17 protein-coding genes are annotated in these 15717 nt (G+C 57.0%); 13 read left to right on the forward strand and 4 right to left on the reverse strand.

The window, feature by feature from the left end; all coding sequences use genetic code 11:
* The first annotated feature begins 6 nt into the window (after positions 1-6).
* The 9 genes from V7787_RS02145 to V7787_RS02185 all read left to right on the forward strand — a co-directional run bounded on the left by V7787_RS02145 (position 7) and on the right by V7787_RS02185 (position 8234).
* A complete protein-coding gene (locus V7787_RS02145) occupies positions 7-594 on the forward strand; it encodes a phage tail assembly protein (RefSeq protein ID WP_336085265.1) in 588 nt (195 codons plus the stop codon).
* A 363-nt stretch (positions 595-957) separates the two neighbouring features.
* Positions 958-3537: a phage tail tape measure protein gene (locus V7787_RS02150; RefSeq protein WP_336085267.1), complete on the forward strand. Its 2580-nt coding sequence runs from the start codon at positions 958-960 to the stop codon at positions 3535-3537.
* 12 nt (positions 3538-3549) lie between these two features.
* The gene (locus V7787_RS02155; RefSeq protein WP_020192589.1) at positions 3550-4428 is read left to right on the forward strand and encodes a phage tail protein; all 879 of its coding nucleotides are present in this window, start codon (positions 3550-3552) and stop codon (positions 4426-4428) included.
* Positions 4403-4609 carry a tail protein X gene (locus tag V7787_RS02160; RefSeq protein WP_029615568.1) on the forward strand — a complete coding sequence of 69 codons (207 nt, stop codon included), beginning with the start codon at positions 4403-4405 and terminating at the stop codon, positions 4607-4609. The genes V7787_RS02155 and V7787_RS02160 overlap by 26 nt, the downstream gene beginning before the upstream one ends.
* Positions 4610-4633: 24 nt before the next feature.
* Positions 4634-5677: a phage late control D family protein gene (locus tag V7787_RS02165; RefSeq protein ID WP_336085271.1), complete on the forward strand. Its 1044-nt coding sequence runs from the start codon at positions 4634-4636 to the stop codon at positions 5675-5677.
* A 35-nt stretch (positions 5678-5712) separates the two neighbouring features.
* Positions 5713-6282 carry a glycoside hydrolase family 19 protein gene (locus tag V7787_RS02170; protein WP_274094489.1) on the forward strand — a complete coding sequence of 190 codons (570 nt, stop codon included), beginning with the start codon at positions 5713-5715 and terminating at the stop codon, positions 6280-6282.
* A complete protein-coding gene (locus tag V7787_RS02175; RefSeq protein ID WP_336085275.1) occupies positions 6282-6836 on the forward strand; it encodes a lysis system i-spanin subunit Rz in 555 nt (184 codons plus the stop codon). The genes V7787_RS02170 and V7787_RS02175 overlap by 1 nt, the downstream gene beginning before the upstream one ends.
* Before the next feature lie 151 nt (positions 6837-6987).
* The gene (locus V7787_RS02180) at positions 6988-7782 is read left to right on the forward strand and encodes a DNA adenine methylase (RefSeq protein WP_336085277.1); all 795 of its coding nucleotides are present in this window, start codon (positions 6988-6990) and stop codon (positions 7780-7782) included.
* Between the two features lie 206 nt (positions 7783-7988).
* Entirely contained in the window at positions 7989-8234 is a 246-nt protein-coding gene (locus V7787_RS02185; protein WP_336085279.1) for a hypothetical protein, read from the forward strand.
* 632 nt (positions 8235-8866) lie between these two features.
* Here the strand turns inward: V7787_RS02185 and V7787_RS02190 are convergent.
* The 4 genes from V7787_RS02190 to V7787_RS02205 all read right to left on the reverse strand — a co-directional run bounded on the left by V7787_RS02190 (position 8867) and on the right by V7787_RS02205 (position 12854).
* Positions 8867-9649, reverse strand: coding sequence for a hypothetical protein (locus V7787_RS02190; RefSeq protein WP_336085281.1), 783 nt, complete (start codon positions 9647-9649; stop codon positions 8867-8869).
* Between the two features lie 3 nt (positions 9650-9652).
* Positions 9653-11173: a DUF262 domain-containing protein gene (locus V7787_RS02195; protein WP_336085283.1), complete on the reverse strand. Its 1521-nt coding sequence runs from the start codon at positions 11171-11173 to the stop codon at positions 9653-9655.
* Positions 11174-11449: 276 nt separating this feature from the next.
* Complete coding sequence (locus V7787_RS02200; protein ID WP_336085285.1) at positions 11450-11656, reverse strand: hypothetical protein; 207 nt, start codon at positions 11654-11656, stop codon at positions 11450-11452.
* A 736-nt stretch (positions 11657-12392) separates the two neighbouring features.
* Complete coding sequence (locus tag V7787_RS02205; RefSeq protein WP_063422633.1) at positions 12393-12854, reverse strand: helix-turn-helix domain-containing protein; 462 nt, start codon at positions 12852-12854, stop codon at positions 12393-12395.
* Positions 12855-12982: 128 nt separating this feature from the next.
* On the opposite strand from V7787_RS02205, the gene V7787_RS02210 reads away from it, so the two are divergent.
* The 4 genes from V7787_RS02210 to V7787_RS02225 all read left to right on the forward strand — a co-directional run bounded on the left by V7787_RS02210 (position 12983) and on the right by V7787_RS02225 (position 15487).
* Complete coding sequence (locus V7787_RS02210) at positions 12983-13378, forward strand: DUF6957 family protein (protein ID WP_063422634.1); 396 nt, start codon at positions 12983-12985, stop codon at positions 13376-13378.
* Positions 13379-13426: 48 nt separating this feature from the next.
* On the forward strand, positions 13427-13891 hold the full coding sequence (locus tag V7787_RS02215) for a hypothetical protein (RefSeq protein ID WP_064491910.1): 465 nt from the start codon (positions 13427-13429) through the stop codon (positions 13889-13891).
* Positions 13892-13896: 5 nt separating this feature from the next.
* Positions 13897-14286, forward strand: coding sequence for a hypothetical protein (locus V7787_RS02220; protein WP_081273214.1), 390 nt, complete (start codon positions 13897-13899; stop codon positions 14284-14286).
* Positions 14287-14926: 640 nt separating this feature from the next.
* Positions 14927-15487, forward strand: coding sequence for a hypothetical protein (locus tag V7787_RS02225; protein ID WP_064491909.1), 561 nt, complete (start codon positions 14927-14929; stop codon positions 15485-15487).
* Positions 15488-15717 lie beyond the last annotated feature (230 nt).

The raw sequence follows: 15717 nt of genomic DNA on the forward strand, positions 1-15717 counted from the left end.
CTGAGCATGTCCATTACCAACACTACCCCTACCTGGCTCAACATCGAGGGCGGTCACGCCGTGGTATCCCTGAGCGTGCCCTTGGACGTTTACGGCGAGGTGCGCCCGGCGCTGACCATGCGCTGCCCGACCGTGCGCGAAGACCTCATGGTGGGGCATCAGGCCGGGGACAACGACGAGCAGCGCGAATTGCTCATGCTGGGGTCGCTGTGCGAGCTGACCGAGGATCAGTTGACGGCCCTGCAGGTGCGCGACTACCGCCGCCTGCAGCGGGCCTACAAGGAACTGCTGGGCGATGACAGCGGCGAGAATCCGGCCTGGCTCAAGCTGACCCTGGAGCATGCGGTGGTGCGCCTGGTGGAGCCTATCGAGCGCGAAGGCGTGAAGGTCGACCGCCTGACCCTGCAATCGCCCTCGATCCGTCTGAGCCGCGAGGTGGAGGCCGAGGCCGGCGACGACAACAGCAAGCTGGAAATGCTGCTGTTCCAGCGCCTGACCGATACCACCCCGGCCGAGCTGCATTCGCTGACCATCCGCGATTACAACCGTGTGCGCGCGGCCTACTTTCGCCTGGTCCACCAAGACGGGGTTTAACACCCCCGGATTCCAAAAGTCGCTTGCCAAGCGCCTGGCGCGAGAACTGGGGTTCTCGGCCAGCGAGCTGGAGCAAATGCCATTCGCGCGCATGGTCTGGTGGCTCTCTGAGTGAGCCGCCAGGCTGTGCCTGCGTGGGAGTGAGAAACCATGGCCAACAACAAGTTTTCCATTGGCCTTGTGATCGGCGGGGTGGTCAGCGCAACGGTCGGCGCCGCGTTCAAAGACGTTGAGGGCCGCATAGGCAAACTCAAGAAGCGCGGCGAAGAGGCCAAGGTGCTGCAGGGCGTCATTGGCGAAACCATGCGCCTGCGCGATGAGTGGAAGAAAGCCAGCGAGGCGGGAGAAGCCAGCGCTCGCGGCTTGCGCAACCAGCTGGACCGCAACCTTGATGCATTGCGAAAACAAGGCGTTGAGGTCGGCCGGCTGGAGGATCACTACCGCACGCTGGGTCGCACGGCTCAAACCGCTGCCCGTCAGGCCAAGGGGCTGCAGCAGATCGAGGCGGGCAAAGCCGGCCTGCGGTCCACCGTTGTGCAGGCCACGGTGGGCACCGCGGCCTTGGCTGTGCCCACCAAGGTCAGTGCCGATTATCAGGCGATCGTGCGTGATATCGCGATCAAGGCAGGGGTGGCCAACAAGGGCGAGGAAGTCGAACTAAACCGGGGCATCATCACCACGGCCAAGGAGACGGGCCTGGCGCGCAACGAGGTTGCCGGTGTCCTCAACAACCTGGTGGGTGCCGGTATGGACCTGCAGGAGGCCGCGCGCTATTCCAGCGTGGCCGCCAAGTTTGTGGTGGGGCAGGGCGCGGACGGTACCGACACTGCCCGAATGATCAATGCCCTGGGGCAGAACGCCAAGATCACCGATCCTCAGGAGATGCAGCGGGCACTGGAGGCCATTGCCTACCAGGGGCAGGCCGGTAGTTTCGAGGCCAGCGACATGGCCAAGTGGTTCCCTGAGCTGCTGGCCGGTATGGCGAAGCAGGGTATCTACGGCATGGACGCCGTCACCCAGCTGGGCTCGATGCTGCAGGTGCAGATCAAATCCGCCGGCAGCGCCGACGAGGCGGCCAACAACCTCAAGAACTGGATGGAAAAGATCGGCTCTAGCGAGACGGTCAAGGCGTACAAGGACGCCGGTATCGACTACCAGAAGTCGCTCAACACTGGGCTGCAGAATGGCATGTCGACGCTGGAATCAAGCTTTGCGCTTGCCCAGCAGTACATCCAGAAGACCGACCCCAAAAAGGCCGCCGCCATGGCCGAGGCGGCGGCCAAAATCAATCAGGAGACGGACCCCGAGAAAGCCAAGCGCATGATGCAGGCGCTGGAGGAGTCCATGCGTACCGGCGACCTGTTCGCGGACATGCAGGTCAAATCCGCGCTCATGGCTTACATGCAAAACAAGGCGCTGTATGAGGACCTGAAAACCCAGTCTGCAGACGCGGCGGGCATTCTCGACCAGAACCTGGCCGAGCGCCGCGAAACGTCCTCGCAGAAGTGGAAAGAAACCGCCAACGCGATTGACGACGCGTTCCGTGCTATCGGTGACGGTCTGCGGCCGCTGACGGACGGTGCCGCCGACGCACTACGGACGACGGCCAACCGCATCGGCTGGATTGCTGAAAAAGTGCCTTCCTTGGCTCTTGGGGCTACAGCGCTGGCTGCAGGTGGTTTCGCCATCACCAAGGCCGTGGCAGCTATCCGGGTGGCCCGAGGCTTGTACAACGTCGCCAAAGGGGCTGCAGGTGCTGCCGGGGTGCAGCGCGTGTTCGTCACCAATCCCCAGGCAGGCGGCGGTAAGGGCAGCGGTCCGATTGAGAGTGGCGTGGGCGACACCGCACGGCGCAACCCAAGGCGCAGTCGGTGGGGCCGTGTCGGCGGCCTGGTTGGCCGCGCTGGACGCCTGGCTAGCCTTGGGAAGGGGGTTCCGGTGCTGGGTGCTGCGGTGGCAGCGCTGCAGATCAGCAACGCTGTGGCCAGCGATCAGCCGCCTGAGCAAAAGGCCGAAAGTGTCGGCGGAGCGGTAGGCGGATTGGCCGGAGGTATCGCCGGCGCGGCCACGGGCGCTGCCCTGGGCTCGATCATTCCGGTGGTCGGCACGGCCATTGGTGGCCTGGTGGGCGGCATCCTTGGGAGCCTTGGCGGTGAAGAACTGGGCGCCAAGGTCGGCAGTCTGTTTGCCAGCGAGCCGCAGCCTGACCCAGCGGTAGCGCAGGGGAAGCATAGAGCACCTGCGGCAGGTCGCGAAGGTGCGGCGGCACAGGCTGCGCCTGCTCTCTCTGAGTCACCTGTTACGCGTAACGACCCTGAGTCGCTGCGGGTGGTACCGGTGCCTGCCGAGCCGGTGGTTTCCTACGATCCGAAGGACCCCAATGCCAAGGACCCGTTCCGGGTGCCGGCGCTGACTGTCGACCAGGTACGGTTCCCTGGTGCACCGCTCATGCAGCTGCCGACCGATCCGGTCGTTACGCGTAACGATCCTGAGCCGCTGCGGGTCGTGCCGGCGCCTGCCGAGCCGGCGGTTTCCTACGACCCGAAAGATCCCGATTCCAAGGATCCGTTTTTGGTGCCGGCGCTGACCGCTGGCAAGGTGCGTTTCCCTGGCGCGCCGCTCACGCGGCCACCGGCCGGAGATTCGGCGGTCTTGCTGGGCAACCTGCAGCCGGCCGGCGCAGTCGGGCCTGGCCTGGCTCAGGCGGGCAAGATGCTGGGTGACTACCAGCGTGCAGCGGATAAGCCGGCGCCGGTCAAGGCTGAGCCGGCATCCCTCAAGCTCGACCAGCGGTTTGAGCTGAGCATGCCGGTGACGGTGAAAGGCGATGTGTCGGACCGCCAAGCGCTGGCCTATGAGCTGCGGCCTTATTTCATGCAAATGATCGAGGACGCGACCCGCGACCTTAACGCGCGTCAGCTGTACGACGCGCCGCACCTGTAGGGAGGATAAACGATGGCGTACATGGAGCTGCTGCAGGGCAGCCTAAAGTCGCTTGCTGCTGCAGGAGAGGCTGGCCGTCGCACGGTGGACGGCATGCTTGGCCCCATGAATGGGGCTGTTACTCAAATGAAAGGGGCGGTTTCCGAGCTGGAAACCCTGCCGGTGGTGGGGGAGCTGATCGGTGGCCAGCTGAACCGGGTCATGGGCGGCATTGCCCAGGCCCAGGCCAAGGTCGGCAAGGTGTTGGCCGTTTACAACCAGGCCAGCAACGCGGTCACGCAAGTGCAGGAACGGGTGGCCGAGTTTGGCGAGCAGGCAGACCGGGCAAAGAAGGCCATTTCTAACATCGCGGACAAGTACAACCAGGCCGGCGGCATCAGCGGCATGGTGTCCAATTTCTCGCTGTCGGAAATGTTCTCCAGCGCTTCGATCCGCCCCAAGGAAGACCCGCCCAAGGAAGCTATCAAGGCGTTTCCGCACTTGCTGATCCTGCAGCCTCTGAGCGTCAAGGCGGAGCCGTTCTACTTTAACCTGGACACGGCGGCCTTTGACGAGCTGCGGCGCAAAACCTCGTTCCGCTGGGCGGCTCAGGAGCGCCTTACCCGGCGCTCTGCGCAGCAGGCGGTAGGCATTGGTGATGAGCGCCTGACACTCAAGGGCGCAATTTTCCCCTCATTCCGGGGTGGCCTCGGCCAGCTCGACACCTTGCGCAGCATCGGTGGCCAGCTGCAGCCGCTGGGACTGACCACCGGCTATGGCCAGGTGCTGGGCAATTGGTGCCTGACCGATATCGAGGAAGAACAACCCACGCTGCTGCAGGGCGGAATCCCGCGCAAGCAGGCATTCACCTTGGAGTTCACGCGCTATGGCGATGATTTGTCGAACGTCTGACGGCGATGTGCTCGACGCTATCTGTTTCCACTATTACGGGCACCTGAGCGGCACGGTGGAGGCAGTGCTGGGTGCCAATCCGGGCCTTGCCGTCGAGCCGCAGCCCTACCGCGCCGGGGTGCTGATCACCCTTCCCGAACTGGCTAGAACTGACCAGCTGACCGTCCAGCTGTGGGATTAGCATCCCTCCTAACCGGAGCTTTCCATGAAACCACAATTTCGTATCGTCGCTGACGGTACCGATATCACGCGCCTTATCAATGACCGTCTGCTGATGCTGCGCACGCTCGACAAGCCCGGCATGGAGTCGGACGAGTTCGAGCTGCGCATCGATGACCGCGACCAGGCCGTGTCGCTGCCGTCGCGGGGCGCCAAGATCGAGGTGTTTTTAGGCTATGACGGCGCGCAGCTGACCCGTATCAACAGCTATACGGTCGATGAGGTTGAGCTTAGCGGGCCGCCGGATACGCTGGTCATCCGAGGCAAGGCCAGCGACATGCGCGGCAGTGGCAAGACCACCCGCAACGGTAGTTTCGAGGGCAAGACCTTGGCCGAGATTGTCGCCACGGTGGCCCGCCGCAATGGCTGGGTACCGGCCTGCGATGTGCAGACCGTTGTGCCACGAGCGGACCAGCTGGGCGAGTCGGACTACAACTTTATTACCCGTATTGCCCGGTTGCATGACTGTACCGCCAAGGTGGCCAACGGCAAGCTGCTGGTCCTCCAGCGGCAGGCGGGTGTCACGGCCAGCGGCAAAACGCTGCCGGCGATCACCATTCGCCGCTCGGACGTTAGTCGTTACTCGTTCCGCCTCGGGGACCGCTCGACCCACAAGAGCGTCAAGGCTACCCACCACAACGCAAAGACCGGCACCCTGGACGTTATCGAACTGAAAAACGACGACGCCCCGGACGGCCTGCCCCCGGTCCATACCGACCGCCATATCCACCCCAACAAGACCGCTGCCGAGCAGGCTGCCAAGGCGCGCCTGGCGGCGTTCAATCGCTCGACCGCCGGGGTGCGCCTGGAGATGCCGGGCCGTGTCGACCTGTTCGCAGAACGCCAGATCAACGCCCGGGGCTTCAAGGATGGCTTTGATGGCGAGTACCTGGTGGATTCCCTGGAGCAGGTGCTCACCCAGTCCGGCTGGTCAACCACCGTTGAATGCAACGGCGGCAAGAAGGGCAAGGCCAAGGCCGCTGGCAAGAACAAGAAAACCTCAACACCTCTCGAAGTCGTGCAGCTTTAACCGCACAGACAAACAGACCATCACTGGAGACTTAAATGGCTATCTCTGTACAACAGCTGCAACAGATCCTCCCCAACGCCGGCCGAAAAGCCGGCGTTTTTGTTCCCGGCCTCAACGCAACAATGGGCAAGTACTCGATCATCACCCCTCGGCGTATGGCTGCGTTCCTTGCGCAAGTCGGCCATGAGTCTGGCCAGCTTTTATATGTGCGGGAGCTCGGTAACGATGCCTACTTGGCCAAGTACGATACCGGGCGTCTGGCGCAGCGTCTCGGCAATACCCCGGAGGCTGACGGTGATGGTCAGCGGTACCGTGGCCGTGGGCTTATCCAGATCACCGGCCGCGACAACTACGAAGCCTGCAGCGAAGCGCTGTTCGGTGACAGTCGCTTGCTCAACACCCCCGACCTGCTCGAGCAGCCGGTCTACGCATCGCTGTCGGCCGGCTGGTACTGGCAGCGGGCGGGGCTCAATAGCCTCGCTGACAAGGTGCTGCAGGCCGATGACTCGGTGTTCGAGCTGATCACCCGCCGTATCAATGGTGGCCTGAATGGGTTGAAGGATCGCCAGGCGCTCTACAAGCGTGCGCTGGAGGTGCTGCAGTAATGCCGCTGAATTGGCGTATCGCACTTCTGGCAGTTGCGGTCGGGCTCTATGCCGGCGGGCGAGGGGCCTGGGTGTGGCAGGCCAGCGAGTACGGAAAGCAGCTGGCTGATCAGGCTGCAGGCTATGTCCAGCAGCTGGCTGATAAGGATCGGGCTTGCGGTCGTGAGCGTGAGGAAGCTGCAGCTGCAGCCCTGGAGCAGTTGGCTGAACAGAAAAGTCAGCGCAAAGACCTGGAGGATCGCCTGCAGGAGCAGGGCAAAACACATTGGAAGGAGATGAATGATGCACAACAGATTCAGGCTCGCCTGCGTGACAGGCTGGCTACTGCTGACTTGCGGCTGTCAGTCCTTGTCGACGCCGGAGCCTTTGCCGCTCCGGGTGGTGACGGTAGGGTGCGAGAAGCCGCCGGCACCGGAGGCGTGGTTCATGGAGCCGTTCGCGCCCGAGTTGACCCAGCGCATGCTCAACGAATTATCGGCATCACCGAGCGAGGCGACCGAGGACTGATCGCACTGAAGGCCTGCCAGGCCTACGTCCGCGAAGTTACCAAATGAAAAGAGGCGAGCCGGGTAGATGCGCCAACATCCAGCCCGGCCCGCCGAACCCGCAGACCCTTCCTGCAAGTCCAGCCGTGGCCTCTGCCTTGTGCACAAAGCGCGGCGAGCCTATCACCTGTTTATCCATACAGTAAAGACTTGCATACCTATGACCTCTCCTATCATTCCCTGGATGGGCGGCAAACGTCGCCTGGCCGACCGCTTGATCCCTCTTTTTCCCCCTCATGAATGCTATGTCGAAGTCTTCGCCGGCGGTGCCGCGTTGTTCTTCATGCGTCCCCAGCCTGCCCCGGTGGAGGTGTTGAATGATCTCAATGGTGACCTGGTCACCCTTTACCGTGTTGTGCAGAACCACCTGGAGGAGTTCGTGCGCCAGTTCAAATGGGCGCTCAGCTCTCGCCAGATCTTCGAGTGGCAGAAGATGACCCGCCCTGAAACCCTGACCGATATCCAGCGTGCGGCACGGTTCTTCTATCTGCAGCAACACGCGTTCGGTGGCAAGGTTACTGGGCAGACGTTCGGTACCGCGACCACGGGACCGACCATCAACCTATTGCGCATAGAGGAGAACTTATCCGTCGCGTGGCAGCGCCTCGCCGGTACCTATGTCGAGCACTTGTCCTGGCTGGACTGCGCTGAGCGCTATGATCGAGTGCACACGTTCTTCTACATGGATCCGCCGTACTGGAAGACCGCCGGCTATGGCTTGGATTTCCCGTTCGAGGAGTACGAGCGAATGGCCGACTTCATGCGGCGCTGCAAGGGCAGGGTGATGGTCAGCATCAACGATCACCCGGACATCCGGCGGGCCTTTGACGGCTTCCACTTTGAATGCCTTGATATCCGCTACAGCAATACAAATCAGCGGCAATGCAAGGCGGAGGTGACCGGCGAGCTAGTGATCATGAACTGGCAGCCGTTTTCGCTGGGCGGGTTGTTCTGACCATTTTGAGGCGTCAGTCTGGCAAGTCCCAGCATCAGCTTTAGCTTTTTGACGTGATAAGGACTGGCCACACGTCCCGATACAACGCTTTGGCGCTGAAGCTTTCACTGGGACACACGACGCAATTGTTGTTAAACCCGTGGTATAAGCGCAAGTGATATCAAACCGATTACACTCGGCTATCATCCACGCAAGGAGCAAGACCCGTGAGCCAATACGATCCTCAAGCCCATTACGATTTTCTCGACCCACAGGGCATCAAGGTGGGCGAGCTGCGCAAGGGCCGCTATTTCGAAGGCACTTGGGAGGTCGGGTTTATTGAAGGTGATGCGTTCCACTACAACGGCGATGTGGCCGGCAAGCTGGAAGGGCTAACCATCACCCGTAATGACCCGCCCGGCGAGCCGGTGACCCAGTGCACGTTGGTGCTGCAGGAGACCGTGCAGAGGTAACGGCCAGCTGTCCGGAACGGATTTTCCCTTAAATCGAGGCCCTGTAAGGTGCGGTACAGTCGGTTTCCGGCAGCGGCGACTCGTTCGAGATTGCCGCCGGGTCGCATGCGACACAGGGGGAGCGTGATTCGTAACGCCGGTGAGTTCATGCCCGGGCTGGTCTTGCCGCCGGAATACCACGTGGTGCTGCGCTAGCGCCTGTCAGAAATAGATATGGCCAACAGCGCGGCCAACTGCCTGATCGCCCAAGCGCGGGCCGAAGGCATGGTGGAAGCGTTGGAGGTGTTGAAAGCGCTGGAGGCCGCACAGATCGAGCCCTGTTTCTGCTGCTGGAGGCTGCAGCCAGGGCGCGGCTGCAGGAATTGGAGCGCGGCCAGTGGACGCTGAGCATTCCTGGGCGGCCCCACGGCGCGACTGATCCCGGTTCGCTTCAAGCGCGACACAGTGAAGATCTGGGCCAAGCTGGATACCCTGGTGAAGTTCGCCGAGGAAGCCGGTTTAGAGGGGCTTAGCGTCGAGGTCTAAGCGCGCCCGAGTGCCATTTCATTTTTTTGCCATGAAGAGAGGCGATCTGGATAGATAGGCCACCATCTTGGCTTTTGCCCAGATCTCTTTTTTATGGCTTCAGTCGGCTAGCTCTTCGAGTGTTTCCAGGTGCCGCTCTTCGGAGCTGGACTAAGGGGCACTGCTGGATCATTTTCCCACTGCTTTGCAAAGTCTTCGTTATTTCCTCGTGCTGCGTTTAATCGGTTGCGATGAATGGTGTGTGTGCAAGTTAGTTCATAAATTGCACTAGTGGTCCATTTGACCCCTTCTATGTTCTCGTAGATTATTTCAGTGTCTAATTCTATTGGGTTTCCACTCGTGAGTTGCGACAAGAAATTATTAAAGTGACCTCCGGTGATCGGGCAGTCCAGCTTGATTTCTCCAGATGCTTTTCCCATAAGAGGGAAGGCGAGGTGCGCGTGCGGAAGCTGTAACTTCAGTCCCTGGTGCTTCAGTATGCTCTTAAGGGTGATGTTAAAAGCTGCTTCGTCAACTTGATTGGATATGCTTAAATTTGCTTTCAATGTTATTGATTTTTCTCCGGTGGGAATAGGTGAGCTAAGCTCCAGAGAGTCGCTGTTAAGTTCGGCCATTAGGAAGGGACGGCGGCTCTCGCGACGGCTATTTGAGTCGGCCCAGAGTGTAATTGCGACAGCAAAAAGAGCTAGGCCCGAGAAAAGAGATGTTACAGCTCCAAAAATATCTCCAGTTGATCCTAGAGTGGAAATAAATTGCTGGCATTGGTCTTCTTTTAGTGATTCGCAGTTAAGCTTTGTGAGCAGTTGAGTCATGCTGGGTACGATGATCAGTGCAGCGCACCAGAGAATAATTGCGGTGAGTAAAACGGAAATTGTTGGTAGTTTTTTCATCGACTATTGCTCGGCTTTTCCATGCGTAAATAATTCCCAGAAGTATGAGTGGCTCCTGCTCATGTCGGAATTAGTTATGCCTTGGCTAGCTAGTGCCTGAATTGCTGTCTCGGAAGATTGCAAGTCTGCGGCTTTTCCCAAGAGTCGATCGGACTTTTCAGTAACTATAATGGTGGCATCAAGGGTGTCGCTCGGAAGAAGTCGGTGTGTCCATCCGGTATAATCTATAGCCCTCATTACAATTTTGTCGGCATCTGTAAATTTAACGCCGGTAACTGGGTCTAAGGCTCCCGAATGTATCATCATTCCCGCTAATGCCTTTGCTAAAAGGCCATTTTTCTTGGTTGTCTCGCCAAGTACCCCGAAGAAGAAGAACTCAGCCATATCGTCTCTAGCGGTGTCAGCGTGGAGAGATTCGAAATCTGTAACGATACGTGTGTTAGCTGCTTGAGCGTAGAACTGCCCGAATATCCTGTCTCGCCACCATAGTCTTACTTGATGGTCGTTGTAGAGGGGTCTTTCAAGCCATCCTGCCACTCCTAGAATCAAGGACCAAGATGGGACGAGTTCGGTTGTCAAAATTCCGAAGTTGGCTTTGCAATATTCCAGCGCTTTGACGTAAAGTTCTAGGGATGGTTGCCAATATTTAGTAATCAGCTTGCGATCGATTTTTAACAGATCCCCTTGGCGAACACCTGCTGCTGCAGATTTACCTTCGTGAATCCTGATTCGAAGCGAGCATAGCTTCAAAATTTCGATTGCATCTGGCTTGATAAAGCTAAAAATAGGGTTGTTGTTTAAGGCCGATTCCCACTCTTCTTTGAGCTTGAATCCGCTTGGGTAAAGCGCCGCGACCATAAGGTCGAAGGCATTTAGGCGAACGCCAGTGCGATTGAGTGTCTCGAAGATTCGTGCAAGTGCCTCAAGGCTAATTTCTTGCTGGAGCTCAATCGCCATAATTTTATAAACTTTGGTTTGGAGGCCGCCGATATGCGAGTCCCGTAGCGCCACGTAATCAAGCCTTGCATTTTCGTCATCCAAGCAGCCTGCCCATTTGAAGAAGCTATGGGAGTCCCACACCTCTCGCACAAGTGCAATCTTATTAGCTGCTCTTGACTCGGTGGTGGGGTATTGCTTATTGAATCTATCGCGCCGCTCCCAATGGATGTAGTCGTCGCCACCTTGTTCAAGTTCTTCAAAATTAATGTAGTAGCAAAAATCCGAGACGTCCATGATGGCATGATAAAGCGATGTGATTCTTTGCTGCCCATCGAGAATATAGGACTCCAGATCTGTAGGTGATACACTTGGGCCGCTCTCTATTTCTTTAGTGGCAAAGGGTTGAGGACCGCTTAATAGCAGAATCGATCCGATAGGCCACTGTTTAGCAACGCTGTCCAGTAACTCGACAACTTCGTTTGGCTTCCAGACAAACTCGCGCTGAAAGTCGGGAAGTGCAAGCCGACTTGTTCGGATTCGTTGCAATAACGTATCTATTGTGTAATCGACCGATTGGAAATCCATTTTTTTCCCGAGAGCTGGTGGTTGAGCGTTATGCGGTAGGTAGCATACGAGGCCTTGAGCTCGCCATCAACGTGCTATCTCTCCTCGGAAGGGGAGCCTTCAACGGGTATCAGTGAATGCCCTGATCTTTTCTAGCGTGTCCATGAAGAAGCCCAATCAACCCAGTGTATGGTGTCGCCGAGCGGCTGGGCGGCTGGGACCTCTGTCAAATGGGCTTATCCGATGATTGAGGGTTCAATCCATCATGGGTGCTGTCGCCGTTAGTTGCGGGTTCGATCACGTCCGAAGGCGTTCTACCGCAGTTGATATCGCCTCAGCATGGGTATCAAGTGTCGTTAACACGGCCATGACGTTTTCATGTATGTGGACTGATCCGCGATGGCTCACCCATAGCGAGAGCTCCTCCAGAGCTGCTCTGATGGCGACCTGGTTCAGATGCAACAGCTCAAGGGTGTCAGCTGTAGTTGAGGCTTGGTCATCCATGTGCGTGCTCCAGGTTGGAGAATCTTAGGGCAAATTTAGGACAATTCCGAGGTCATGTTAGGCCTATGCAGGCCATCCGCTAAAGACAGAATAGCCATTTATGCTGGCCTCCGGAGGCCTATTGAGATTCTCGGGCGGGTTCAAACCCCTATCCTTGGCAGGGGCAGACCATCCACCTAGGTGGAGTTGTTCAGGGGCCAATGAGTGGGGGGCAACAGGCGGAAAATCAATTCCGCAATGGAGCAGTGGGCCGACGAAAAATGCGGTTTCCAGCGAGTGCTATGGTGAAGGTTTGCGGAAATTGTATTGGTATAAGTTACTGATTTATAACGGAAAATTTGTAGACTTGAAAACCGGCGAACGTGAGAGCGTTCCCAGGGTTCGAATCCCTGGTTCCCCGCCAAACACGCATAAAAAAAGGGCTAGAGAAAATCTAGCCCTTTTTTTATGCGTGTTTTTTTCGCGATGGTAGCGAACATCGGGGCAGCGTTTATAGTTGAGGGTGACCAGCTGCATACTAATGCATGCTTGTGTGGCCAGCATTCTGCTCTGAAGCCAGATGCACACTTGAATTCGGATCTCCCCCCAGTCCTCTATCAGTGCTCAGCCGTGAGGCATAACTGTTATGCGCTGGCGGGAGCATTTTCCGTTAATTGTACCCGAGTCTACCAAGCAGCCTCCTCAGTAGCTTGATCGACCGCTGGCCCCGTAAAACATAGGAGCAATGGCAGAAGGCTTACCGCTCCAGCCGTTGGTGCCACAACCGACGCAATGTCGACTCAGGCATTTCAAGCTGCCTCGCAGCCTCACCTTGAGTAAGCCCTTTCCCTTTCAACTCCTGCACGGCCTGCCATTTCTCTCGCGCTGACAAAACGTTGAGCGGAACCTTGCAGTCAGGCTCTGTGGGCTGGTGAGCATCAGCCAATTCGAGGGTTTCGATCTCGGCCAGTGAGGCGAGAAGGACTTCCCGAGGCGTGCGATTACTGTCGCGAGAAACCGTCAGAACAACCAGGGTGGTAAGTTCAAGGTCAAGCGCTGCAGCCAATTTGTGGCTTACATCCAAGGTCACTGAGTGCTTCCCACTCTCTACCTTGCTGACGGTCGTTTGATCCAGTTGGGTAGCCATGGAGTGCTGCGTGAGGCCCTTAAGCTGACGCAGCATTTGGAGCACTGCCGCAAAGGATTGGCGGAGCGACATTACAAATCCCCAAAAGCCAAGAGGTATGCCGCGTTTGCTTGCCGCCAAACAAAGGAATATATTCATCATTTTGGCGGTAAGGCCTCTGGCCTGCAATTTATGGGAAATGAAATGCGAGGTTGTGCTTGATGGAAAGCCCACTCAACGATGGGCTGCTGGGGGAGGGTGGAATCGATCTAATCGGTTCCGAGCTGACTCTGGAGGGCGCGCTCCTCGCTGCTCGAGAACACTACAAGTGGATGCCTCTTTGCGTTGTCGAGGAGTGGGTGATCTTGGATGCGATCCTCACGGAAGATGAGCTGGCCAAGGTAGCTGCGGCTGGGTGCCAGCCCATGTTCCTATTTGCCCACAAGGTTGTTCACGATGAACAGCGGCGTTTCGAGCCGGGAGACTGGGTTAGGTCAACAATCGCTCAGACCTTCAAGGATGGATATCTCTTCGGGACGCGGAATACGGTCTACGTGCTTAAGGGCTCTGGGTATCGTAAGTCCTCCACCCTGCAAGGCATCTTCTCAATCTTCTAAGTGCCACGGCCTCAATCGTGACGACTCGACTGTTAAAGAGATCAAAATATGTTCCGTTCACACCAATCTGACATGGCCGGAATGCCCGGTATGTTCGGAGATGGGCTGATGCATTGGCATAGCGTATCCCGAGCTCTCGCTACCCACTGGTACCACGTTAGCGTTCAGCGTTTCCATGATGGTCAATTCAGGAATCATACGGAAATGCCCAACGATGAGGCCCAACTCGTTGAGCTGTTGTTAGCCCAAGATCAGAGCCTGGTTGTCCTGGAAGTCCAAGTGGTCACACCCGGCTGGATGAACAAAGGTGATGGCTGGAAGATGGAAAATCTGACGTCTCTTTCGATAGGGTTCAATCGAGTAGAGGTGCCCATCTGTGTTCTGGAGGTCGAGAGCGGAGAAGTATACGTCGACACTCATGAGTCGCTCGATGTGGGATCTCTGAAGGGATTGAAAGAGCTGTACCGGCGCAGCCCTGTAAAAGCTGCTTCAGCGGAGATGGCGGGGGCCTAATAATCATGACAGACATCAGCACGGTTTCAGTAGACTTCCATGTTAAGCGTTACTCTGACTTTGATTTGCTCAGAATTGCTCGAGCTGTCGGACAGGGATATGAGGATGAGATCACTGCATTCCTGGTGAATGTCCAGATTCAAGCATGCAGCGCTGTGGGCGTGGTTTTTGGACATGCGCGAAAAGGGCCATATGGGCGGTTTTCGGATGGGCATTTGATCCGGACTTCGGACATCCAGAAGGTAGAGAGGGAAGGGCGGTTTTGGGTTATTACTACCGTCAATTCGCGGTACGTGGTGGCTACCTTCAAGCGGGACGGTGGTCGCGGAAGTCTGCGTGAGTTCAAGCGCCTTATTGGTGGCGGATATGTCCCATCACCGAATCGCCTTCACTGATTTTAAACACTGGGCGCGCCGCCTTGCGGCCTGGCTGTCGTAAACCGAGCCTAGGCGTTCCGCCCAGTCTCGGCCCTGTCGGGCTGACATCCTTCGCGCCTTCGGCCATCCTGGCCTGCGCGCTCCGCTTGCTTGGGGCGAAATCCAGCCGCCGCAAGGTATCTGACCCATTCACAAAGGCATGAGCAGTTGGCTGCGGCCTGATGCATAATTGACTGCATGCGAGATATAAAAGGATATCTAGAGCATACTCTTAACTCCGCGCATCATTGTGTTTGGTGCTTGGCCCTTGGTAGGGTGGAATATTGTTCCGTGCGAAATATATTGACCTGCCAATGTCCAGGTGATTATACTGGCGCCATCTCGAAGTGGAGCGCTCACGGACACTGCGGCTTATGTGTAAGACCTCCGATCTCCACTGAGAAGCGCTATCGATGATATGGAATATCCAGAAGCGTGTGAAAAGCCCCTTAATTGGGGCTTTTTTTTGCCTGCAATTTGTGGGAAGAGCCATCCCTGCTATCTGCCACTCACTATATGATAGTCGCTTTGAAATTTTATTTATGAAATTTCAATTTTGTGCTCAAGGTTTGCCAAAACGAACCGTTTTGATAGGTAAGCGTTTTTAATTGAGTGCATCATGAATCATAGCAAATGCAAAACCACCGCTCGATTCGAGGCTACGTCGGCCTTTAATTTTCCAGACGCTGAGGAGAGCTACAAGACCTCCGTGAGCCTTACCAGCACCGGCCTAATTGATACGTGGTTTGATGGCTTTCGAACAACCTATACGCCCTACCAGGCCCATCAAATAGCTGCCGGCTTACTCAGGGCGGTCATGAATCTCCGTCTATCACTAACAAATGCCTACGACCGGAACTCCGTGAAAGTCTACGATACCATTGGTTTTTGGACTCAATTGATCATGCCGCATTTGACAACGCCTCAAGTTGGTGTTGATAAAATTCACTGCCAGGGAGATTGCGCAGATTTTTTGGCAACAGGATCGCTGAGAGATCCAGACCCAGTCGTCCATTTTGAAGACAAGACTCAGGCCATTTACGACCTTTCAATCAGGCCCTACAAGGATGCTATCATGCTGAAATTCGGATGGGTCGCCTGGATCTTTACCCCAAATGAAGCTGAATGGCTGTCCGATCAGCTATGGACTGCAGCGTTTTTGGCAGCAAAGCAGGCTTAGGTCTTGTATTAATTCCTTCATTGCTCATGCGTTTGAGCTTATGGCATCTTCATGCACTGTCGAGGTGGATAGCTAGGAGTTGTGTTGGCCATGTCGCGCCAAGGCCGCACGGTCGAACGAACTCTCAGCATAGGCTTAGGATGCGGTCTCCGAGCTTGTCATCGAAACCAATGGCTGGAGCGGCTTCGCTTTAGCGACCAAGTAGGCTCGATGACATGCATTGGGCGCTC

This window comes from Pseudomonas sp. CGJS7 (assembly GCF_036961695.1).

Coding starts and splice junctions, on each gene's coding strand:
- V7787_RS02220 (WP_081273214.1), top strand. CDS start 13,897: ATGACAGACATCAGCACGGTTTCAGTAGACTTCCATGTTAAGCGTTAC.
- V7787_RS02175 (WP_336085275.1), top strand. CDS start 6,282: ATGCCGCTGAATTGGCGTATCGCACTTCTGGCAGTTGCGGTCGGGCTC.
- V7787_RS02160 (WP_029615568.1), top strand. CDS start 4,403: ATGGCGATGATTTGTCGAACGTCTGACGGCGATGTGCTCGACGCTATC.
- V7787_RS02170 (WP_274094489.1), top strand. CDS start 5,713: ATGGCTATCTCTGTACAACAGCTGCAACAGATCCTCCCCAACGCCGGC.
- V7787_RS02225 (WP_064491909.1), top strand. CDS start 14,927: ATGAATCATAGCAAATGCAAAACCACCGCTCGATTCGAGGCTACGTCG.
- V7787_RS02145 (WP_336085265.1), top strand. CDS start 7: ATGTCCATTACCAACACTACCCCTACCTGGCTCAACATCGAGGGCGGT.
- V7787_RS02155 (WP_020192589.1), top strand. CDS start 3,550: ATGGCGTACATGGAGCTGCTGCAGGGCAGCCTAAAGTCGCTTGCTGCT.
- V7787_RS02190 (WP_336085281.1), bottom strand. CDS start 9,649: ATGAAAAAACTACCAACAATTTCCGTTTTACTCACCGCAATTATTCTC.
- V7787_RS02165 (WP_336085271.1), top strand. CDS start 4,634: ATGAAACCACAATTTCGTATCGTCGCTGACGGTACCGATATCACGCGC.
- V7787_RS02200 (WP_336085285.1), bottom strand. CDS start 11,656: ATGGATGACCAAGCCTCAACTACAGCTGACACCCTTGAGCTGTTGCAT.
- V7787_RS02180 (WP_336085277.1), top strand. CDS start 6,988: ATGACCTCTCCTATCATTCCCTGGATGGGCGGCAAACGTCGCCTGGCC.
- V7787_RS02205 (WP_063422633.1), bottom strand. CDS start 12,854: ATGTCGCTCCGCCAATCCTTTGCGGCAGTGCTCCAAATGCTGCGTCAG.
- V7787_RS02195 (WP_336085283.1), bottom strand. CDS start 11,173: ATGGATTTCCAATCGGTCGATTACACAATAGATACGTTATTGCAACGA.
- V7787_RS02210 (WP_063422634.1), top strand. CDS start 12,983: ATGGAAAGCCCACTCAACGATGGGCTGCTGGGGGAGGGTGGAATCGAT.
- V7787_RS02215 (WP_064491910.1), top strand. CDS start 13,427: ATGTTCCGTTCACACCAATCTGACATGGCCGGAATGCCCGGTATGTTC.